Raw genomic sequence first — 21,121 nt, forward strand, 5'->3', positions numbered from 1 at the left:
ACGAAAATAAGGAAAACTCAATGGGAGACAAACTTCTTATTCAATCCATTTCACAAGTAGATCCCGAGATTGCAGCGGTGCTAAACCAAGAGTTAGAGCGGCAACGCGGCACTTTGGAAATGATCGCTTCCGAAAACTTTGTGCCGCGCGCGGTGCTGCAGGCGCAAGGATCCGTCCTCACCAATAAATACGCGGAAGGCTATCCCGGTCGCCGCTACTATGGGGGCTGTAAAGCGGTAGATGTTGCCGAGAACCTGGCTCGGGATCGCGCTAAGGAAGTATTTTCTGCCGATTTCGCCAATGTGCAGCCCCATTCGGGTGCGCAAGCTAACGCCGCAGTACTAGCTGCCCTGGCTAAGCCGGGGGACACCATTATGGGGTTGGCACTAGATCACGGTGGGCATCTGACCCACGGCATGAAAATCAATTTCTCTGGTCAGCTTTATAACGCCACCGCCTACCAGGTAGATAAAGAGAGTAGCTGGGTAGATATGAATCAGGTGCGCGATGCGGCCTTGAAGTATCGCCCCAAAGTGATTATTGCGGGCTGGTCGGCCTACCCTCGCCAGGAAGATTTTAAAGCCTTCCGGGAGATTGCGGACGAGATTGGCGCCTATTTGTGGACAGATATGGCACACTTTGCGGGGCTGGTAGCTGCCGGCTTGCATCCGAACCCGGTTCCTTATTCCGATGTGGTCTCTACGACCGTCCACAAGACTTTGGGCGGGCCGCGTTCCGGGATGATTCTGTCGCGAGATAAAGAGCTCGGCAAGAAAATCAATTCCGCGGTTTTCCCCGGTCAACAGGGTGGCCCTTTGATGCATGTAGTAGCGGCGAAAGCAGTCGCCATGAAGATTGCGGGCAGCGATGAGTTTAAAGACCGGCAAAAACGCACCTTAGAGGGCGCGAAGATCCTGGCCAAGCGGCTAACCCAACCGGATGTTGCCGAATGTGGGATTTCCTTGTTGACCGGCGGAACTGATGTACACCTGGTGATGGTGGATTTGCGTAACTCGTCGCTAGATGGGCAGCAAGGCGAAGATTTGTTGCATGAAGCCGGAATTACCATTAACCGCAATACCGTGCCCTTCGATCCGCGTCCTCCCCGGGTAGGTTCCGGACTGCGTATCGGTACCCCGGCGCTGGCTACTCGCGGTTTCGGGAAGATAGAATTCACCGAAGTAGCGGAGATCATTGCCGGAGTGCTGGTAGATGCTTGCCGAGGGAAGGTCGATACTTCCAGCTATCGCGAGCGCGTAAAAGCCCTGATTAAGCGTTTCCCGCTGTATGTGGGGCTCAACCAGGTAGCGTAAGGCGCAAGCAATAGTCGATAGCGACGCGGGCAGACTGGCAGGGTCTGCCCGCGTCCGCAAACTAAGGAGAATAAATGCGTAAAGGTTGGAGCGGGGACGCGGTTCTGCTAGATGGGGCGGCGCGGGCTCGGCAGTTGAAAGAACAAATGCGTCAGCAGGTAGAACGCTTGCATCAGCAGGGAATCAAACCAGGGCTCGGCACGATTTTGGTGGGCTCCGACCCGGGATCGGTTTCCTATGTGGCCGGGAAACATCGCGACTGTGCCGAGGTAGGAATTGAGTCGATTCGGGTGGAATTGCCCGAGACAGTTTCCACCGCCCAGGTTTTAACCGAGATTGAAAAATTAAACGAAAATCCCGCCTGTACTGGCTATATTGTGCAGTTGCCCCTGCCCCGCCAGGTCGATGTTAACCAGGTGTTAGAGGCGATTGATCCCGATAAAGATGCTGACGGACTACATCCCATGAACCTGGGGCGGCTGGTGCTGCGAGTCAAAGAACCGGTAACCTCGCCGCTGCCATGCACCCCGCGTGCCTGTATTGATTTGCTGCAGCAATACCAAGTGCCCCTGGAAGGCGCGCAAGTATGCGTAGTAGGGCGCGGCACCACCGTGGGACGTTCTTTGCCGCTAATGCTTACCCGCAAAGACATTAATGCCACCGTCACTTGCTGCCATACCGGAACCCGGGATCTAGCTGCCCACACCCGTGAAGCGGACGTGATTGTAGCCTGTGCCGGCTCGGCCGGAATTATTAAACCCGAGATGGTCAAAGAGGGCGCCGCAGTCCTGGATGTGGGGGTATCTCGCGGGGCCATCAACCCACAAACCGGGAAAGCGCGGCTAGAGGGCGATGTAGCCGCGGGAGTAGATAAAGTGGCCGGTTGGCTTTCGCCCAACCCGGGAGGAATTGGACCGATGACCCGGGCAAATCTACTGCTCAACGTGGTAGAAACCGCGATGCGGCACGCTGAATAGGCGGTTTACAACAGATGCGCTTGCGGAAAATATCGGTTGGCTTAACCTGGGCGACGGCTTTGGCACTTACTCTGGGTGCCTGCGCGTCCACGTCTCAGGATTCCTCTCGCTCCGCGGCTTCGGCAAACACGCAGGAAAATAAAGCTTTTTGCCTAGTGGAAAAAAAGAATTCGCAAGATATTAGAGCCGTGGCCTTAGGGAAAGCCGTAGGGGAGGCGCTGGCAAAGCCGGAGAATAAGCAGGGTGCTAAGGCCGTTAATCTCAGCGTAGACAAAACGGGAGAGATTGCAGGCAAGCTCCAGGAAAAGAAATGTAAAAATGTGCTTTCTTTAGAACCTGGATTTGCCGGAGCCGTGTTGCAGATCGCTAAAGACCATGCCGAGATGGGTTTTGCGGTAATGGGGGCGGTAGGGAAAACCAAAGCGCTAACTAATGCCAGTGGTATTGACTTTGATCTCCGCCAGCCCGCATTCTTAGCTGGATATGCGGCTGCGGGAGTCACCAAGAGTGGCCGCGTGGGGGCAGTGAGTGATTTAGCGGCGGACAATACCGCTAGAGACCCGGAGGTGAATCCGGGTCTTGACACCGCATCTTCCTGGGCTAATGCCTTCCGTCTGGGGGTTGAGTACTATAACCAGTTCAAAGGTTCGGGAGTAGCCCTGGCCGCTTGGGATCAAAGTGTTGGTGGGCCAGTCCAGGTAGTGAGCGAGCAGCTGCACGATCAGCTGCTCAAATTGGCGGATAACCAGGTGGACGTGATTTTTGTAATGGCGCCTCCGGGCGAATCTGCCGTAGTAGAAGGACTCGCGGCGAAAGAAGCCGTGGCTATCTGGAACGGGCAAGACTTGGCGGCCACTTCGGCGCAGCTAAAAGGTAACGTGCTCACTTCCACGGTGGTGGATCCTTCCGGGTATGTAAAAAAGTTGCTGAAACAGCTGCAAACCGGTTCTGTGGCGGGGAAAGACTACCGGGGAACGCTAAAGAACTCTGGAGTCAAATTGGCTGGTTGGGGCGATTATGCTCCCCGGTTCTCGGATAGCCTCACCGCCGAATTGGCAGGGATTCGCAGTCAGATTGACAGCGGGAAAATCGATATTGCAAAACTCGCAGCTCACCAAGGGTAGAGCTGGACGTAAGGTAAAGGGGAAAAATGCTCAAAATAGCCACAGTTAATGTCAACGGGATCCGTGCGGCATTCCGTAAAGGAATGGATACTTGGCTCGAACAGGCAAATCCCGATGTGGTCTTGGCGCAAGAGGTGCGCGCTAGCGAAGAAATCACCTCGGAACTTTTTGGGGATGACTGGCAGGTGGTGGTGAACGCTTCGCAACTCAAAGGGCGCGCGGGAGTAGCAGTGGCGGTGCGTAAATCCTCCCCCTGGTACCTAGCGGATTCGCAGGCGGATACGGTACCGGTCGAGGTTCCCCAAGATGGCGGCCGCTGGTTAGAGGCCCTATTAACCCGGGAAAATCAAGGCGGAAAAGAGGACGCGCAGCTGCGAGTAATCTCCGCCTATTTCCATTCCGGGGAAGTGGGAACTGAAAAACAAGACCATAAGATGGCGCACCTAGAGCGAATTGGGAAACGGCTCGAGCAGCTGATGAACGCGGAAACATCCTCGGAAAATACGGAACCTTTAGTGCTGGTTGCCGGGGATTTCAATGTGGTGCATACCGAGCTGGATATTAAAAACTGGAAACCGAACCACAATAAACGCGCCGGAGTCTTAGACGAGGAAATCGCTTTCCTGGATCGCTGGCGCGAGCAGGGCTGGGTAGATGTGGCGCGGACCCTCGCCGGGCAGGTGCAAGGCCCGTATTCTTGGTGGTCCTGGCGGGGTAAAGCCTTCGATAATGATGCCGGGTGGCGCATTGATTATCAGTTGGCCACTCCGGCATTGGCAGCGCTGGCGCGCACCCAGCAGGTGGATCGCGCCGAAGCCTACGACCAGCGTTTTTCCGACCATGCTCCCGTGGTTGTTAGTTATGATCTCTAAACATAAAGGACACTACTGTTTCTTTGCCATCTCGGGGCTGGTGTGGCTAGCCGGATGGCTGGTGGCGCCTTTCCATTCTGACGACTGGAATTTTGCGACTAACTTCGGCGCCCACCCCAAAGGGCAAACCAGTTTCGCGGAAGTAATCTCCGCAATCGGATTTGATTATTTCCAACGTTCGGGGCGCACTGCCGATGTGTGGGCGCGCGCCCTGTTTATGCTTCCGGATCCCATCTGGAGGACGCTAATGGCAGTTGGCACCCTGCTGGCGGCAATCAGTGTTTGGGTATTTTTCCGGGCACTATTGGGTGACAGCTGGGAAAAATTACCTGTGCGTCCTCGCCGTCTTATTTTCGCAGGGGTAGCGGGAATATTTTTTCTGCTCTGCGCGGGAAACTATACCCTGGTAGGTTCGGCGTTCATTTGGATGGCAGCCTCTATCGGATATGTCCTCCCATTACCGCTATTCTTCCTGGCTGCCTGGCCATTTGCGAAAACTTTTCTGGCAGATAGCGCAATAGACCCTAATACCTGGTCTTGGTTGCGCACCTTGCTGGCCGTCATCTGCACCATCCTGGTGGGTTTGCACCTGGAAATCTGGGCGTCATGCCTCGTTGCCCTGGCGATAGCTACTCTGATTCGCCAGCGTGGTAAAGCTCCGCTGCCTGCCTGGTTGCTGTTAGGTGTTACCAGCATCGTGTTCCTAATCCAGGTTGCGGCTCCTGGTCACTATAAACGCAGTGAAGAGTTTGCGTCCGGGCTTTCGGGAGGAGGCGCCACCTCCCTGATCACCGGCATGGCTAATGGGGTGGCCGGTTTCTTCTGGCACGGCCTGATTTTTCTGATTTTTCTGCTTGCTTGCCTGGGGTTGACGGCCAGCACTATTTCCGTCAGCGGGAGTGCCCGCAGGTTACGCCGAATCTGGTTGGCACTTATGGGATTAATTGGCGGCGGTGAGCTGGTTTCCTACTTTAGGATGCGGCGCATCGACTGGCTGCAGGCGCAACCTCATCAGGGAATCCGCAATCCGCGTCTGAACTTTGACTTCCCTCTCTACTCGACTGTGCTCCTGCTGTTTTTGGCGGTCAGCGTCTTAATCTGTCTCATACTGTTTACTTGCCATCTTCCGAAGCTTTACCGCTCTCCCTTTGTGCTGCTGCTAATCCTGGCAATCGCGGCGATTCCTATCCCCTTAGCAGCAGGGGAGACCATTGCCCGCGTCTACATGCACTCCTACCTGTTCTTACTTTTAGGGGGATTTTTGGTGCTGGCGTATAGCCTGCCGGGGGCGCCACTGCGCCACAAAGGTGAGCGTTTCCTGCAAGGTACTCTCGCTGCTTGCCTGGTTACTACCTTGGTATATGGGGTTTTGGTGGGGGTGTCCGCCTATCAGCTTTCAGACCTTGATTCTCAATGTGAGCAGATTCGGGCCGGGGAGAGTGACACCTTGGTTTATCCGCCTACTCTGGCCGGTGGCGGACTACTGCTTTGGAACCGTCCGATCCCGAAATATCATCAGGTGCTGCGGCAGTTCCATAACTTGCCTGCTGGAACCAAAATTGTGATGCAGCGGGGCGGGCATAAGTCTGCCCGCCCCGCTACCAAACGCGATCTAATCTAGTTGCTTATTACTTTCCGGCTTTCGGGTGAGTCATGTCAGCAACATTTAGAGCTTTGTCCAAATCTTCCTCACTGATTTCCCCGCGCTCAACAAATCCCAGATCCAGAGCCGATTCCTTGACTGTCATCTTCTCTTTCACCGCGTGTTTAGCGATCTTAGCGGCATTTTCATAACCGATGTAACGGTTCAGCGGAGTCACAATGGAAGCCGAAGATTCGGCCAGTTCCAGGCAGTGCTCCGGGTTCGCCACGATACCGTCTACGCAGCGCTCAGCTAGCAGACCAGCGACTGCTCCCAGGCAGTTAATCGACTCTAGCAGGTCAATCGCCATTACCGGCAGCATCACCAATAGGTCGAAGTTGCCTTGCGCACCCGCGAAAGCGATCGTCTGATCGTTACCGATTACCTGGGCAGCTACCTGTACGGTTGCCTCCGGCAGAACCGGGTTGATCTTCCCGGGCATAATCGAAGAGCCCGGCTGTAGATCCGGCAAAGTGATTTCGCCGAGGCCACAGCGCGGCCCAGAAGAGGCCCAACGCAGATCGTTGGCGATCTTCACGAAGGAAACTGCTACTACCCGCAAGGCTCCGGACATTTCTACTAGGGAATCCTGCGCGGCCTGGGCTTCGAAATGGTTATCGGCCTGACGGAACGGCAAATCCATATTCTCGGCAATCAGGGCAATTACTCGCTCGGAGAAACCTTCGGGAGTGTTAATCCCAGTACCGACGGCAGTACCACCCAAGGGCAGTTCTGCCAGGTTCTTTTCGGCGTCCTTTACGCGGTCAATGCCTTTACGGACTTGGGCAGCGTAACCAGAGAATTCTTGTCCCAGCATGATCGGGGTGGCATCCATCAGGTGGGTACGTCCGGCCTTTACGATGTTGGCGAACTCTTTCGCCTTCTTTTCTAGGCTGGTGGCCAGCTGATCTAGCTTCGGCAGCAGGGCGTGCTCGACGGCCTCGTAAGCGGCGATATGAATCGAGGAGGGGAACACGTCATTAGAGGACTGGGAAGCGTTCACATGGTCATTGGGGTGAACTTTGCTGCCCTTAAATCCGGTTGCCAGGGTGGCGACGACCTCGTTGGTGTTCATATTCGAGGAAGTGCCGGATCCGGTTTGGAAAATATCGATCGGGAACTGGTCATCATGTTTACCAGCGATAACCTCTTCTGCGCCTTTAACAATGGCGTCACGGGTTTCGGTATCGATTACCTCTAGTTCGGCGTTAGCGATTGCCGCGGCCCGTTTGATTTGCCCTAAAGCCGCAATATGGTGGCTGGAAAGAGTGCGACCTGAAATCGGGAAATTTTCTACCGCCCTTTGAGTTTGGGCTGCATAGAGGGCGTCCTTAGGAACTCGAACTTCCCCCATGGTGTCATGTTCAATCCGATATTCTTCGCTCACGTGTAGCTCCTTTGATGTTAGTGATAAACGATTACTTAGCTACTAGCCTACCTGGGTTAGGTGCGAAGAACGTCCTAAAAATCCGGGGAAAAGTCTTGAAATTTGCTGCAGGTGTGATTTTAGAGGTGGTAGCCCCTTAGACTGGAAGTAACGACAGAAAGTGGGAGCACCATGAGCAAAGATGCCTCAGACGATAAACCTACCGAATATCTGCCTGGGGGAGCGATGGCAAATGCCTATGTTCCTCGGGGACGGCAAACTAATCGGCGGATCACTCGACAGGTAGCTCAGCCTGATGTTGATAGCGCCGCGCAAAGAAAAATCTCGGTACCGAATCCGCCGGCAGGAGCGCCCTCGGCAGTTCCTGATGCCGCTGCCTTAGCCGCAGGCGCCCAAACGGAAGCGATTCCTAACACTAATGCTCCCGCCGCAACCAGTACCGGTTATGTTCCTGCCCATGCGGCGGGTACCCGGGTACTTGGTGGCTCCGAGAATCCCTATCCGGATTCGGGAGCGGCTACTACCCAGCTACCCCCGATTGATCCCGCCGCTGCCACTCCGGAAGTGGATTCTTATCCGCAGGGGGTTCCTCCCGCCTACGATCCCCAAGTCGACGCGGAAAAGCTACGGGAAGAGCAAGAATATGAGGAAGAACGCGCCGACAAACGTCGCTTATTGAAAGTGGCGGGAATCGTGACTGCGATTGTGGCGCTACTGACGGGAGCGGTAGTGGTAGTGGCGCTAATGATTTCTTCCCGGCAGGTCTTGCCCCCGGAAGAACATGAAACTACGACTTCACAAAGTACTACTACTACTACCAGCTCTTCGACCCCGGAAACTACCCGCTCCAGTAGTGAAACGAGTGAACCTAGCACCACCCAGCCCACCGAGGTCGAGACCAGGCGGCAACCGAGTGCCACGCAAACTACGCCTGCCGCCCCTGCTCCTACCCAGGAGACTCCTACCCCAAAGCCGAGCACCGGCGGGACAGAGAATCCCAGTCCTAACCCCGAACCGAGCGAGCCCGGAAATAATCAGTAGGCACAGGCACTGGCAAGTGAGGAATTAGGGAAAGCAGATTTTAGGGTAATGCCTTATTAGTTCCCTGGATTTCCCATCAGCAGTGATAGTCCTGTGGAATCAGTTTTTCCTGATGACAAAATAGGACGCGCCTAGGGGATAAAACCTAGGCGCGTCCTCAAAATAACCAGTTAAAACCGGGGGGGAACTAGGCGCGTTTTTGTTGGCGAGCCGCTCCCGCGGCCGCTGCCCCCACGATTCCGGCAGTGTTACGTAACTCGGCAGCAATAATCGGGGTAGAAATATCTACTAGGGGCAAGAATTTCTCGTGTTTACGGGAGACCCCGCCGCCGACTACGAATAGATCTGGGCTGAAGAGCTTTTCCATTTCCCGGTAATATTTGGTGAGACGTTTAGCCCATTTCTTCCAAGAGAGATCTTCGCGGGTGCGAACTGCCGCCGAGGCGCGGGTTTCCGCGTCATGGCCGCTAACTTCGATGTGCCCCAACTCAGTATTAGGTACCATCACCCCGTCCACGAACAGAGCAGTTCCGATTCCCGTCCCCAAAGTGGTGAACACGGTCACGCCCGGCTGGTCTTTGAACACCCCGTACTGTTGTTCGGCCAACCCGGCAGCATCCGCATCATTTAGTACAGCGACCGGGCGCCCGATAGCCTCGGAAAATACTTCGATCGCATTCTTTCCAACCCACTCTTGATCCAGGTTCGCCATAAAACGGACGTAGCCGCCCGGGAGCGGACCCGGGAAGCAAATTCCTACTGGAACGTCCTCGGGAAGGTCAAAATGAGCGAGGACATCCGCTGCGGTTTTCGATACCGCTTGCGGGGTTGCCGGGTAAGGGGTTTCAATCCGGAAACGTTCCTGAGTTAACTCTCCGGTTTCTAAATCGACCGGAGCTCCTTTAACTCCAGATCCGCCGATATCGATACCAAATGCGATAGCCATTAGCTACTCCTTGCTAGGCAGGGTCAGTATTTGCGCACCTTCTTCAGTTACCACCACAGTGTGTTCGAACTGAGCTGTGCGCGAGCGGTCCTTGGTGACCACTGTCCAACCATTATGCCATTGTTCCCACTCGATTGTCCCCAAGGTCAGCATCGGCTCGATAGTAAACACCATTCCCGGCTCCATTACGGTGCCATAAGAGGGCGCGCAATCATAGTGAGGAATGATCAGACCCGAATGGAACGCCTCCCCCACGCCGTGACCGGTAAAATCGCGTACCACTCCGTAACGAAAACGTTTCGCGTAAGCGCTGATTACCCGGCCAATAATGTTGACTTCGCGTCCCGGCTTCACCGCTTTGATTCCCCGCATCATGGCGTTATAAGTGCGCTCTACCAGCAGCTGGGATTCTTTATCCACCTGACCTACGCTAAACATGGCGCAGGTATCTCCGTGTACCCCGTCCTTGTAGGCGGTGATATCCACGTTGACAATATCGCCTTCCTGTAGCGGTTTATCGTCCGGGATTCCGTGACAAATAACTTCATTTACCGAGGTACACAGGGATTTTGGAAATCCCATATAGTTCAGACAGGATGGGTAGGCTCCCTGAGAAATAATATATTCGTGACCGATTTTATCTAGTTCATCGGTGGTTATCCCCGGGCGAACGGCCTTTCCTACCAGTGCGAGGGCATCGGCAGCGATCTGTCCCGCGGCACGAATTTTTTCGACTGTTTCCGGGGATTTGGTATCGGAAGCAGTCACCTTTTCGGGGCCATTATGGAACAGGTATTCCGGGCGTTCGATATTTTTAGGTACCTCTAGCTCGGGGCTGACCTTTCCGGCTTCCTGATTTCCTAGTGGGGCACGTTCGGCAAGTTCTTTGAGGCTAAGTCCTGGATATTCATTCATACCGCTATTCTACGCGTTCGGGTAAAGGTTCCAGATTTTAAGTATTTTATTCCGCGGTTGCAGGTATCTGGGATGAGGATGCACTTTGGCAGCCGCAGCTAGCTAAAAACTACCGGCAGTGAAAAACTCTAGACCGACTCGCGGGCAACATATTGCAGAATTTGGCCGCCGGGGGCTTGTCCCAGGTCGAGCTCGTCGCCCTCGCGCTGGGCAATATGTATTAACTCTTGATAGGCCAAAGCGGGAGTATCCACTGTTACCGAGGACAGCGGTGGCCGCGATACTTGACCGGAGGGAGAATCATAGCCACCTACCACGGAGGCATCTTGGGGGACCATTTTGCCGCATTCGCGCAATCCATGTACCACTGCCATTGCGGTTAAATCATCCATGGCGCAGAAACCATCTAAAGTGGGGTTCTTTTGCAGGGCCCCTAGTAAGTAGGAGGGAATATTCTCGGGATCTTCGGGAAGAATCAGCTGGGTGGGAGCAGATAGCCCCGCCGCCTGGCAAGCCATTTGTGCGAAGAAATAATAAACGGTAGCGGCCTCGTCAGGGTATTTACCTTGCCAATGCACAAAGGCCAGATGACGACGATTACGTGCCTGCAAGGCGTCAACCTGGATTTTTAGCATTTGGAAGGTCATTAAACTGGCTGGATTCTGTCGGTCCTTCCCGTGCATCACCGAATCAAGTACTGTAGCGCCACATTCTTTTAAGAGGTCAAGAGTGTTTTGATCTAGTGGTAGAAGCGGCAAAACCGCGGCATCTGTTTCTTTAATGGTGGAGACCAGATTATCAGGATGATCCTTGAGGTGAACCGTGCAAACCACGCTAACCCCGGCCTGGGCTAGCAGTACCGTCATATCACGCAACAAAGCAGAGTTAATGGCGCCCATGTCAACGCAGGGCACAACGATATCAACTTTCGTTTTTCCAGCCAGGGTCGCCAAAATGCCTCCTCGATTGCAAGTCTGATTCCATTCTACATATTAATGATGTTCAAGCCGCTAATCTTGGTTTTTTAATGCCGAGGAGGGTGTGAAATCTGCAAACTTTTCGTTAAGCGGTCTTAAATTACCCCAGAATTTGCTCGGCAACTAGAGTGGAAGACAAAAGAGAAAGAAATATCAAGAAAGGTGAACCTGTGTCTGAAGCGACCACACCTATCTCCCCGCTAGATCAAGAGGGAATAGCCCAGGCAGTTGCGGCGGCGGAAGCCGATTTTTCTGCTGCCGGCTCGCTAGAAGAATTAAAGAGGGCGCGCGGAGCTCATCTGGGCGACAGTGCGCCGATCATCCTGGCTAACCGGGAGATTCGTAACCTCGATAAGAAAGACAAAGCCCAGGCAGGCAAGAATCTGGGTGGCGCTAAGAAACAGCTGCATGCTGCCTATGACCAGCGCCTAGCCGCCCTCGAGAAGGAAAAAGAAGCCCAAACTTTGGCGGCGGAGGCTCTGGACGTAACCCAGGTTGCCGAGCGTTACCCGCAAGGGGCGCGTCATCCCCTGGAAACCCTGATGGAAGATATTTCTGATTTTTTCGTGTCTATGGGTTGGGAAATCGCGGAAGGCCCGGAAATCGAACACGAATGGTTCAACTTTGATTCCCTCAACATCGATCCGGATCACCCGGCGCGGCAAGAGCAGGACACCCTCTATGTAGATGGGCGTTCCCTGGGAGGAGAAAACCCTGGGGATGGCAACTTGGTGCTGCGTACCCACACTTCACCGGTACAGGCACGAGTAATGCTTTCGCGGGGCGTCCCGGTCTATATTGCTTGCCCCGGGAAAGTTTTCCGCGCCGATGAACTGGACGCCACCCACACCCCGGTGTTTCACCAGGTAGAGGGGTTAGCTGTAGATAAGGGGCTGACGATGGCAGACTTGAAAGGCACCCTGGATCATTTCGCACAATCCATGTTCGGAATGGAAGCCAAAACCCGGCTGCGTCCCTCGTTCTTCCCCTTTACTGAGCCCAGCGCAGAAATGGATCTGTGGTTCCCGCAAAAGAAAGGCGGGCCCGGCTGGATTGAATGGGGCGGCTGCGGCATGGTAAACCCGAATGTGCTTACCGCCTGCGGAATCGACCCCAATGTGTATTCCGGGTTCGCCTTCGGGATGGGCATTGAACGCACCCTAATGCTGCGACATGGAATCACCGATATGCACGATATTGTCGAGGGCGACGTGCGATTTTCTAAACAGTTCGGCACTACCGGAAGGGGAAACTAGCAATGCCATTTGTAGCGCTTGATTGGCTAAAAGATCACGTCGAGGTAGTGCCGGGTACGGATATCAAACAGCTTTCCTATGACCTGGTGAAGGTAGGATTGGAAGAAGAAGCGATCCATCCCGCCGCGGTAATCGGACCTCTGGTGGCGGGACGGGTTTTGACCCTGGATGCCAAAGAACAATCCAATGGGAAAGTCATTAACTATTGTCGAGTCGATGTCGGCGAGTTTAATGACCGTCCCGGGGAAGGAAAAGAGCCCTCCGAGCTGCCCAGTCGTGGAATTATTTGCGGCGCCCACAACTTTAAAGTGGGAGATTTAGTAGTGGTGTCACTGCCGGGCGCAGTTTTGCCCGGTGATTTCCAGATTGCCGCCCGCAAAACCTATGGACACGTTTCTGACGGAATGATTTGTTCTCAGCGGGAACTGGGGATTGGTGATGACCATGCCGGAATCATCGTCCTGGAGCAGTTACTGCCCGAAAAAGCCGCAGCCGGGGAGCTGCCCGCGCCTGGCGAATCAGTGATTGAACTGTTGGGATTAGGGGAGGAAACCCTAGAAATCAATATCACCCCCGATCGCGGCTACTGTTTCGCAATGCGCGGGGTGGGACGCGAATATGCCCATTCCACGGGGGCTAAGTTCACTGACTTGGGGCTGGCGGAAAATCTGCCTTCCGGGTCAGTATCGGCGGCCACCGCGGATGGTTTCGTAGTTAAAGTCGCAGATGAGACCCCGGTAAACGGCAAGGTTGGTTGCGACCGGTTTGTGACTCGCATCGTGACCGGCATTGATGCGCAGGCGCCGACTCCCGACTGGATGGTGCGCCGCCTAGAACAGGCAGGAATGCGTTCTATTTCTTTGGCAGTCGATGCCACCAACTATGTGATGCTGGATTTGGGGCAGCCCCTGCACGCCTATGACCTGGATAAAGTGTGTGGTCCGATCGTGGTTCGCCGGGCGAAAGCCGGCGAAAAGCTGACTACCCTCGATGAGGTAGAGCGCAGCCTGGATCCCGAAGATTTACTGATCACCGACTCCCCGCAGGGAGCAGAAGGTTCCCGCGTGCTCGGTTTGGCCGGAGTTATGGGAGGGGCCTCCACTGAAGTGACCGCCGATACGGTGAATGTGCTGGTAGAGGCAGCACATTTCCAGCCTACTTCGATTGCGCGTACTGCGCGGCGGCATAAATTGCCATCCGAAGCCTCCAAACGTTTCGAACGTGGCGTGGACTTCGAGCTAGCGCCGGTAGCTGCCCAGCGGGTAGTAGATATTCTGGTGGAATATGGTGGGGGCACCGATAGTGGGCGGGTCAGCGACCTCAATAACACCGAGCCGTTTGCAGAAATCGTGATGCCACTGCATGAACCGGCACGGCTGACCGGGGTGGAATATGATCAAGAAACCATCACTGGTCTGCTGAAAGACGTGGGATGTGAAGTGCGGGTGGAAGAGGGCAACGTTATTGCCCAGCCGCCTTCGTGGCGTCCCGATTTGACCGGACCAGCGCACCTGGTAGAAGAAATTGCCCGGCTGGCCGGCTATGACACCATTCCTTCGCGCAGGCCGCGCCCGATTGCCGGACGCGGATATACCCCCAAGCAGCGGGCCCGCCGCGATGTGGGGCGGGCGCTGGCGCAAGGCGGCCTGGTACAGGTACTTTCGTATCCCTTTATTTCCGAGGATGTATTTGACGATGAACTGCTAGGGGAAAAGGATGTGCGGCGCCAGGCGGTGCGGGTGGCTAACCCCCTGGCGGATGATCAACCGTTGCTGCGCACTTCGCTGCTAGATACTTTGCTAGGGGTGGCTCGGCGCAATATTGCCCGTGGTAATGAGCAGTGCGCGATTTTTGAAACCGGTTTGGTTACCCGGGGAATGGGAACTGAACTTACCGGTTCTTTCGGGGTGGAGCAAAAACCGGATCCTGACCAGCAGCGCGCCCTCGAAAAAGGAGTTCCTTACCAGCCGGAGCATATTGCTGGTGTCCTGGTGGGGCAGGCAGAATTGGCGGGTTCGTTGAGTGCTGGCCGCGCTTATGATTGGGCGGACGCGGTAGAGTTCGTGACTACGGTGGCGCAAACTTTGGCGGTACCGATGCGCGTGCAAGGCAAAGATGGTCGCCAGCGCCTAGCTAACGATAACGTGATGGGCGAGCCGGGTTCGCCCGAAGCAGTCGCGCCCTTCCATCCGGGGCGGTGCGCGCGGATCGTGGTACGGGGAGCCTGCGTTGGTTTAGCCGGGCAGCTCCACCCGGCGGTTTGCCGCAATTTCGGGTTGCCGGAATCTGCTTGCGCGTTCGAGATTGATTTCGAGAAGTTCACGGCCGCCATGCCGAAGAAAGATTTGCAGGTTAAGCCAGTATCGTCCTTCCCGCCCGCGAAAGAAGATATTGCGCTGGTAGTGGATGCGGATATTCCCGCAGCGGATGTGCAGCAGGTGATTGAGAAACAAGCGGGAGACTTGCTAGAGGAAGTACGTCTTTTCGATGTTTTCAGTGGCGACCAGCTGGGCGAAGGCAAGAAGTCGCTGGCGTTCTCGGTGAAGATTCGCTCTGGGGAAGGCACGCTCAGTGCTAGCGAGATTCAGGCGGTACGCACCCGGATCATCAAGGCTACCGCGAAGAAGTTTAAGGCTACTTTGCGCGCCTAACAAAGATAATTGTTGGCGGCGGTGAGGGCGTAAACTCGTCCTCACCGCTAAAAATATCAAAAGTGAGCGGTGTGGGGAGCAAGGAATACATGGGTGCCCCGTGCGGGACTTGAACCCGCGACCCACGAATTATGAGTTCGCTGCTACTAACCAACTGAGCTAACGGGGCGAATCTAGCCTACCGGATGGTGGGCGGAATACTGAATTTTGTTTAGGGTTGAGAACGTGACGAACATTTTGCGAAAATTGCAGGGACGCAGGGTCCCGGAGGCGGTTAAAAGCGTCCTCACCTCCTCGGATAGAGTTTTCGAATTCTTGGAGGTAGCGGAGGAGCGCTTCTTAGTGGTGACCATGCAGGCATTAACGGAAGTGGAATCGGGGCAGGTAAAGTCCCGTTTTGGTTGGGATGAAGTTTCTCACGCCCGCTGGGATAGTGAGGCGGGCACGCTGCGGATTGTTTTCCATGAGGGTGAAGATCTGGTGCTTACCCCGATTGAGGCTCCCAAACACAACTTCATGGACATCATCCGGGAAGCGTTAAGCGAGGCGCAGGTATTTGTTACCCCGCTGGAACTACCTTCCGGACAGAGAGTTAGCGCACAGATATTACGTGACGATAACCGCAATTTACGTTTACATCCTCCCATAGCAAGCTTTGAAAACCCGGGTGACCAGCAGTATCTGCGTTCGATAGCGGCTGAGTGGGAACAGAAATTGGGGATAGTTCTCGACCTGGAAGATTAGGAACTTTCGCTCTCTCACGGTAGTCTTATTCAAGTCGATCCCCCATAGCTCAACGGTAGAGCATTCGACTGTTAATCGAAGGGTTACTGGTTCGAATCCAGTTGGGGGAGCTCAAAACCTCAGTGCTCGCTGGCACTGAGGATTTTTTATTTTACCGCTGATGCTAGGGGCGGTCGAAGCAGATAATCAGGGAAGGTTGTCCCTGCGCTGCGCTTGTGCGACTTACGTCCGTTAGTGGCTATGTAACTATCTGATAGGCTCTTAATTGTCTGCCCTGGTGATTCTAATCACCGTTAGGGGCGCTCCAAATTTCAAAGTTGAGGGTAGAGATAGGTCATTGAGGGGTGACCTAAAGGAGATTGTTACGCAATGAAGCAGCATGCTACAAAACTAACTGCCACCGGTTTCGCTTTAGCGTTGGCGGGGGTGCTACCAGCTACGGGGATTGCGCAAGCCGCACCCGAGCCTAGTGATCCCGTTAATCCCACCGGGGGTGAGCAGCAAAACCAGCAGACCAATCCGAAAGTAAAAACGGCAAATGAGCTGGAGGCAGCAAAGAAAGCGGCACAGGAAAGTGCGGCGAAAGCGGCGGATGCTGATAGTCAAGCACAGGATGCCGCGCAGAAGGCTCAGGACGCCGCGAAAGAATCCGGGGAAAAGTCTGCCGCCAGCGAGAAGGCTAAGAAAGATGCCCTTGACGCTCTAGCTAAGGCGAAAGCGGATAGCGAGAAGGCGGCAAGTGATGCCAAAAATCTCCTCAAAAAGGCTAATGAGAAGAAAACTGCTGCCGATGCCGCCGCTAAGGCCGCAGGAGAAGCCTTGGCTCAAGCCGAGCAAGCTAAAGCGGACGCTGATAAAGTGGTTGCGGATAAGCCTGCTCCCGATGCCGAGCAGCTGCAGGCGGCCAAAGATAAGGTAGCGAAAGCTGAGAAAGATAAGCAGGCAGCAGAAGCAAAGCAGGCAGAGACGCAAAAGGCACTAGAAACAGCGCAAGAGCAGGTAACGACTGCGGAAGCTCAGTTGCAGACCGCCACAGAAGCTCAGACTAAAGCAGCAACCGCGAAGCAGACCGCTGAAGCCGATGTCAGCGCCAAGCAACAAAAGGTAGAGGAATTAGAGAAGAAAGTTAAAGATCTTTCTGGGGGCGAATCCTCGGCTCTGCAAGAACAAATAAAAGCAGCTCAAGAGGCCCTAGATAAAGCTAAAGCCGAGGTAGAAACCGCTAAGGCTCAGGAACGTCAGCGCCAAAGCGAGGTAGAGGCGGCGCAGGCAGCAGTCACTACTGCGGAAACCGAGTTGCAGGCAAAGCAAAAAGACGTTGAGCAGGCGAAGCAAGATAAAGCCAAAGCTGATCAGGCAGTAGAGACTGCCGCTGCGCAGGTAAAGGCTGCTCAGGAAGAGCAGGCCAAGGCCGAGGCTACTTTAGCTACTCGCCAAGGTGAAACCGCAGCTGCTAAGAAGGACGCCGAGGACGCCAAAGCCGCGCAAGCGCAAGCCGAAGCAAATCTGGCAAAGGCGCGCGAGGACAAGCGGAAAGCCGAAGAGGCGGTAAAAGCCGCAGAAACCGAAGTAGCGAATGCGCAAAAAGCGGTGGACGAAGCAGCCAAAAAATTCAACCAAGGCAGCTTCGGGTTCTTTAAAGCCATGGGGTCACAAGCCGCTATCGACATCCTAAATAATGCCCAATATGCTAGCTACACCAAAAAAGGCGACCCCAATGACGCCACTTCACTGGAAAATATGAAAGTCACTTTCAAGTGGATCCGGGAAGCAAATCGGTTAAGAGCTTTAGAAGGACTAGCGCCTTTGAAAGTCACTGATTTGTTGATGGCAATGGCGCAATCCAATGCCAACTGGTCCGATACCCATGAGAATCATTCCCGGCAGCAGCATGAAAACCCAGACAGTTGGGGGTATGCCGAAAATCTGGCAAATGGAGCCGGAGATGGATCCTCTTTTCCGAATCCTTTTGGGGAGGAAGCTAAATATGGGAAAGAAACGAAAGCAAATAATGGAACCGGTTTTCAATACGTGACTTGCTATTTTGGGGGGTCATTTTGCTATCCCGATGGCTGGTATTGGGGAGAGAAGCGTAATTATCTTTCTCAAAAAGCCGGTGAGACTTGGAACGGGAGGAGTAATAACGGAGTAACAGGACATTATACAAACCTGATCGGTGACTATAATGTGACCGGTTACGCCGCAAGTACTGATCCTGATAGCAAGCATAAGCCAACGCATATCCAGGTCTTTGCTAACCAAAACACATATACCGCTGGGGAAGCGTATACCGTTGATGAATACGAAAAACGGTTTATGGACTACTACAACTCGGTGACTCCGGAGGGCGCAAAGAAGAATCTGGAGGCAGCGCAGGCGAAGCTGGCAGACTTGCAGGCTAAGGCTAAAGCTGCAGGCGAAAAAGTCACCAGTGACGAAAAGGCGTTAACCGACGCTCAGGCAGAAACCAAAACCAAGAATGACGCCTGGAAGGATACGCAAAGCAAAGAATCTGAAGCGGCTGCGGCTATCGAAACTGCCATCCAAAAGGTCAAGGACGCTGAGAACCAGAAGGCGACTGCCGAGGGTGTGGCAAAGGAAAAAGAGCAGGCAGTGCAGACAGCTGCAGAAGCCGCTACTGCCGCTGAGAGCGCCCTCGCGAATGCCAAAGCCAAGGCAGTAGCCGCGCAGAACGCCCTAGAGGCAGCGCAGCAGCAGGTCAAAGCAAAAGAAGCCATACAAGATGAAAAACGGCAAGCGCTAAAGGAGCTCACGGTTGATGATGCCTTGGCAGCGGCGCAAAAGGAGTTAGCCCAGGCTCAGCAAGAACTAGCCGCAGCGAAAGATGAAGCCCAAGCAGCTGCCAGCCAGTTGGAGGCGGCGACTCAGGCGCAGCAGCAGGCACAGGTAGCTAAAGAAGCAGCAGATAAGGCTCTGGAGGACGCCAACACCGCAAACCAGCAGGCTGCGGCGGCAGTCAGCCAGGCTGAAAATGAACGTGCGGCCGCACAAGCGGAACTAAATCCGCTAGCTGAGCAGCAGAGGGCTCACGATCAGCTGGTAGCCAAGGCAGAAAAGGCAGCTCAAGACCTAAAACAGGCGCAAGCTGCGGCCGACAAAGCAAATAAAGACCTGGAAGTGGTAACCAAAGTTGCCACCGACCTGCAAAATGAGCAGCAAGCTAAGCAAGCGCTGGCGGATAAACTGAAGGCTATCGATGGGCAGAACGCCTTGGAGAATGGTCTGGACGCTACCGATAGCGACCTCAATAATTTGGGATTGCCTGCCCTCTTTAATACTTATCGGAATGCGAATACCGCTGCCCAAAAGGCGCAGAAGGAAGCAGATCGGCTAGCGGGACTGGCCAAGACTGCGCAGAAAGAACAGGCGGAGGCCGCCGAGGTAAACCGGCAAGCCCAAGCGAAACTCGCTGCTGCCCAGGCAGAATACAACCGCTACCATCAGGTGCAAGCAGCTGCCTCAGTCAACGGGAAAACCCAGTTCTTGCCGGGAGCAAAGTTCCAGGTACGTTTCACCGGATTCAGTCCTGACAGTCAAAACCAGGTCACTATGCGTTCAACCGTGGTTGACCTGGGAGTGCATCCGGCGGTAGGGAAAGGCGAGTTTATCGTAAATGTGAGTGCGCCGATGGAACTAGGTGCCCACACCATTACCGCTACCAACGAATGGGGCGAGCGCGCTACCTTCAAATTCCAGGTAGGAGAGAAACAACCAACGAATGCGGCAGGAACACGGAAGGCTAACGCCGACAGGCAAGTAGCCGGCGAACAAATGCCAGTAACCGGGGTATCTATGACTTCCCTGGTGGCATTAAACTCCCTAGCGGTAATCACCGGAGTGGGGCTGGTAGCTGCCAGTCGCCGTCGCTCGCAAGAAATCTAGGGATTTAAATATCCGTTAGCACACCGAAATCCCCTGGGCTAAAAAGATCAGCCCAGGGGATCGGTTTTATCTAAATAGGTGCGGTAAAACCGAGGCTGTACAGCTTCATCGGTTTATCGCCGTGTTATAACGGGGCGGCAGAGTGAACACAGCTTGACCCCTAAGCTATGTCTCCGCCGGCTAACGGGCACCAGCGGAACGTCTGATTGTAGTCAGGGAATCAGCAGAGCTACTGTATTTCCCTTAAAAAGTTTTGGCTACCTCTTGACCGTGGAGCCAAGAGGTAGCCAAAAAGTTGATAGATGAAAACTAGGTATTACTTAAAACTATTTGAGTAGCCAGGTAGCCGTAGCTTCTTTGTCCATGATGTTTCCGAAGTAGGAAAGGCTGGCAGCGTCCGGTTTGACCGGAATAATCCCGGTCACGGTTCCCCCGGCTTTTAAGGTTCCGGTATTTAGTGGTTCTTCGTCCAGGATGGGAATTCCTGGATCTTCCATATTTCCCGACTCTGAGGTTTGCTTCCAGTCAAACTCGTTGTAGTCTACTGGGTCAGACCCGGTGTTTTTGTAAGTGACGGTCACAAGCAGGTATTTGTCGCCCGCCTGATCAGTCTTTTCCGCTTTAGAATCAACTGATATTTGTAAACCATTGTCCAAAGTAACAGATTTTCCGATAGCAAGCTTGGAGTTGTCTGTCTTCTGATCGGTCTTCTTGGAATCACCGGCATCAGCTTTTTGAGTCGTACTGACAACTGTCGATCCAGCGTTCACTTCTTTGGATACCTCATCAAGCGCTTTCCCGAACACCCACTGAGTACAAATAACGATCACGATAGCAACAACGTTGATGATTATTGCTGCAATCGTTAGCCCTTTTCCTCCTACTTTTCCCTTGCGGATAGAAACTATGCCTACGATTCCAAGCACTAGACCAATAACGGCTAGCAGGAAAGAGAGGTTATTGAGAATAGGAACCCAAGAGCCGATTATTGCGATAATCCCTAGTACGAGAGAAGCAATCCCTAGTCCTGAGGTTTTCTTAGGTGCAATCGGCGGCTGGAAATTTTGTGCTTGAATGTTGCTTTGCTCTGGAGGCTGGGTATCCGACATGGCTACTTACTTTCTGTAATTTTTGTTGTTGAAACGGTTTGTAGGATTTAGCCGGGAAGGCAAGACCTACAAGTTTGTATCTAAAGGATGGGGATGTACTGGTTTGCTTTGTAAATTCATGTAAGCAAAACTCTGAAACAACCCCGGTCCCAAGTACAATGCGATTGTCTCGGGGGGGGGGGGGAATCTGTCAAGTATATTTGCCGTCTTTTGGCTACTAGGGGCAGATTTAGCGATTCCTTATCTAAAAATGCATTGCGTCTG

General features: G+C 54.1%; 15 protein-coding genes and 2 tRNA genes. 11 read left to right on the top strand and 6 right to left on the bottom strand.

Going from position 1 to position 21,121, the window contains the following annotated elements:
- Nucleotides 1–20 precede the first annotated feature (20 nt).
- The 5 genes from glyA (at nucleotide 21) to F605_RS0104935 (ending at nucleotide 5,907) form a co-directional block, all read left to right on the top strand.
- Nucleotides 21–1,313, top strand: coding sequence for a serine hydroxymethyltransferase (gene glyA, locus F605_RS0104915; protein WP_022864791.1), 1,293 nt, complete (start codon nucleotides 21–23; stop codon nucleotides 1,311–1,313).
- Nucleotides 1,314–1,387: 74 nt separating this feature from the next.
- Nucleotides 1,388–2,290 carry a bifunctional methylenetetrahydrofolate dehydrogenase/methenyltetrahydrofolate cyclohydrolase gene (locus F605_RS0104920; RefSeq protein WP_022864792.1) on the top strand — a complete coding sequence of 301 codons (903 nt, stop codon included), beginning with the start codon at nucleotides 1,388–1,390 and terminating at the stop codon, nucleotides 2,288–2,290.
- A gap of 14 nt (nucleotides 2,291–2,304) precedes the next feature.
- A complete protein-coding gene (locus F605_RS0104925; RefSeq protein WP_022864793.1) occupies nucleotides 2,305–3,414 on the top strand; it encodes a BMP family lipoprotein in 1,110 nt (369 codons plus the stop codon).
- 26 nt (nucleotides 3,415–3,440) lie between these two features.
- Nucleotides 3,441–4,286 (top strand): exodeoxyribonuclease III, encoded by an 846-nt coding sequence (locus tag F605_RS0104930; RefSeq protein ID WP_022864794.1) that lies wholly within the window; start codon nucleotides 3,441–3,443, stop codon nucleotides 4,284–4,286.
- A complete protein-coding gene (locus tag F605_RS0104935) occupies nucleotides 4,276–5,907 on the top strand; it encodes a DUF6056 family protein (protein WP_022864795.1) in 1,632 nt (543 codons plus the stop codon). Before F605_RS0104930 ends, F605_RS0104935 begins: the two co-directional genes overlap by 11 nt.
- A 7-nt stretch (nucleotides 5,908–5,914) precedes the next feature.
- On the opposite strand, the gene F605_RS0104940 is transcribed toward F605_RS0104935, so the two are convergent.
- Nucleotides 5,915–7,315, bottom strand: coding sequence for a class II fumarate hydratase (locus F605_RS0104940; protein ID WP_022864796.1), 1,401 nt, complete (start codon nucleotides 7,313–7,315; stop codon nucleotides 5,915–5,917).
- A 171-nt stretch (nucleotides 7,316–7,486) separates the two neighbouring features.
- On the opposite strand from F605_RS0104940, the gene F605_RS0104945 reads away from it, so the two are divergent.
- Nucleotides 7,487–8,356, top strand: a complete 870-nt coding sequence (locus F605_RS0104945) for a hypothetical protein (RefSeq protein WP_022864797.1) — start codon at nucleotides 7,487–7,489, stop codon at nucleotides 8,354–8,356.
- Nucleotides 8,357–8,543: 187 nt separating this feature from the next.
- On the opposite strand, the gene ppgK is transcribed toward F605_RS0104945, so the two are convergent.
- The 3 genes from ppgK to F605_RS0104960 form a co-directional block, all read right to left on the bottom strand.
- Nucleotides 8,544–9,302, bottom strand: a complete 759-nt coding sequence (gene ppgK / locus F605_RS0104950; protein ID WP_022864798.1) for a polyphosphate--glucose phosphotransferase — start codon at nucleotides 9,300–9,302, stop codon at nucleotides 8,544–8,546.
- Nucleotides 9,303–9,305: 3 nt separating this feature from the next.
- On the bottom strand, nucleotides 9,306–10,217 hold the full coding sequence (map, locus tag F605_RS0104955; protein ID WP_022864799.1) for a type I methionyl aminopeptidase: 912 nt from the start codon (nucleotides 10,215–10,217) through the stop codon (nucleotides 9,306–9,308).
- A 128-nt stretch (nucleotides 10,218–10,345) separates the two neighbouring features.
- Nucleotides 10,346–11,170 (bottom strand): substrate-binding domain-containing protein, encoded by an 825-nt coding sequence (locus F605_RS0104960; protein ID WP_022864800.1) that lies wholly within the window; start codon nucleotides 11,168–11,170, stop codon nucleotides 10,346–10,348.
- 194 nt (nucleotides 11,171–11,364) lie between these two features.
- Between F605_RS0104960 and pheS the strand changes: the two genes are divergently transcribed.
- Together pheS and pheT are read left to right on the top strand one after the other, a co-directional pair.
- Nucleotides 11,365–12,450, top strand: a complete 1,086-nt coding sequence (gene pheS / locus F605_RS0104965) for a phenylalanine--tRNA ligase subunit alpha (RefSeq protein ID WP_022864801.1) — start codon at nucleotides 11,365–11,367, stop codon at nucleotides 12,448–12,450.
- A 2-nt stretch (nucleotides 12,451–12,452) separates the two neighbouring features.
- Complete coding sequence (gene pheT, locus F605_RS0104970; RefSeq protein WP_022864802.1) at nucleotides 12,453–15,101, top strand: phenylalanine--tRNA ligase subunit beta; 2,649 nt, start codon at nucleotides 12,453–12,455, stop codon at nucleotides 15,099–15,101.
- A 94-nt stretch (nucleotides 15,102–15,195) separates the two neighbouring features.
- Here pheT and F605_RS0104975 read toward each other — a convergent pair.
- Nucleotides 15,196–15,270 (bottom strand) — tRNA-Ile (locus F605_RS0104975).
- 56 nt (nucleotides 15,271–15,326) lie between these two features.
- On the opposite strand from F605_RS0104975, the gene F605_RS0104985 reads away from it, so the two are divergent.
- The 3 genes from F605_RS0104985 to F605_RS11010 all read left to right on the top strand — a co-directional run bounded on the left by F605_RS0104985 (nucleotide 15,327) and on the right by F605_RS11010 (nucleotide 19,748).
- Nucleotides 15,327–15,845: a hypothetical protein gene (locus F605_RS0104985; RefSeq protein ID WP_022864803.1), complete on the top strand. Its 519-nt coding sequence runs from the start codon at nucleotides 15,327–15,329 to the stop codon at nucleotides 15,843–15,845.
- 38 nt (nucleotides 15,846–15,883) lie between these two features.
- Nucleotides 15,884–15,955 (top strand) — tRNA-Asn (locus F605_RS0104990).
- 259 nt (nucleotides 15,956–16,214) lie between these two features.
- A complete protein-coding gene (locus F605_RS11010) occupies nucleotides 16,215–19,748 on the top strand; it encodes a CAP domain-containing protein (protein WP_022864804.1) in 3,534 nt (1,177 codons plus the stop codon).
- 326 nt (nucleotides 19,749–20,074) lie between these two features.
- Here the strand turns inward: F605_RS11010 and F605_RS11015 are convergent, their stop codons facing one another.
- Nucleotides 20,075–20,857 carry a DUF4190 domain-containing protein gene (locus F605_RS11015; protein WP_022864805.1) on the bottom strand — a complete coding sequence of 261 codons (783 nt, stop codon included), beginning with the start codon at nucleotides 20,855–20,857 and terminating at the stop codon, nucleotides 20,075–20,077.
- Nucleotides 20,858–21,121 lie beyond the last annotated feature (264 nt).

This window comes from Varibaculum cambriense DSM 15806, from assembly GCF_000420065.1.
In the GTDB taxonomy this organism is placed as follows: Bacteria; Actinomycetota; Actinomycetes; order Actinomycetales; family Actinomycetaceae; genus Varibaculum; species Varibaculum cambriense.

Coding starts and splice junctions, on each gene's coding strand:
- F605_RS0104920 (WP_022864792.1), top strand. CDS start 1,388: ATGCGTAAAGGTTGGAGCGGGGACGCGGTTCTGCTAGATGGGGCGGCG.
- ppgK (WP_022864798.1), bottom strand. CDS start 9,302: ATGGCTATCGCATTTGGTATCGATATCGGCGGATCTGGAGTTAAAGGA.
- F605_RS0104935 (WP_022864795.1), top strand. CDS start 4,276: ATGATCTCTAAACATAAAGGACACTACTGTTTCTTTGCCATCTCGGGG.
- map (WP_022864799.1), bottom strand. CDS start 10,217: ATGAATGAATATCCAGGACTTAGCCTCAAAGAACTTGCCGAACGTGCC.
- F605_RS11015 (WP_022864805.1), bottom strand. CDS start 20,857: ATGTCGGATACCCAGCCTCCAGAGCAAAGCAACATTCAAGCACAAAAT.
- glyA (WP_022864791.1), top strand. CDS start 21: ATGGGAGACAAACTTCTTATTCAATCCATTTCACAAGTAGATCCCGAG.
- pheT (WP_022864802.1), top strand. CDS start 12,453: ATGCCATTTGTAGCGCTTGATTGGCTAAAAGATCACGTCGAGGTAGTG.
- F605_RS0104945 (WP_022864797.1), top strand. CDS start 7,487: ATGAGCAAAGATGCCTCAGACGATAAACCTACCGAATATCTGCCTGGG.
- F605_RS0104925 (WP_022864793.1), top strand. CDS start 2,305: ATGCGCTTGCGGAAAATATCGGTTGGCTTAACCTGGGCGACGGCTTTG.
- F605_RS11010 (WP_022864804.1), top strand. CDS start 16,215: ATGAAGCAGCATGCTACAAAACTAACTGCCACCGGTTTCGCTTTAGCG.
- F605_RS0104930 (WP_022864794.1), top strand. CDS start 3,441: ATGCTCAAAATAGCCACAGTTAATGTCAACGGGATCCGTGCGGCATTC.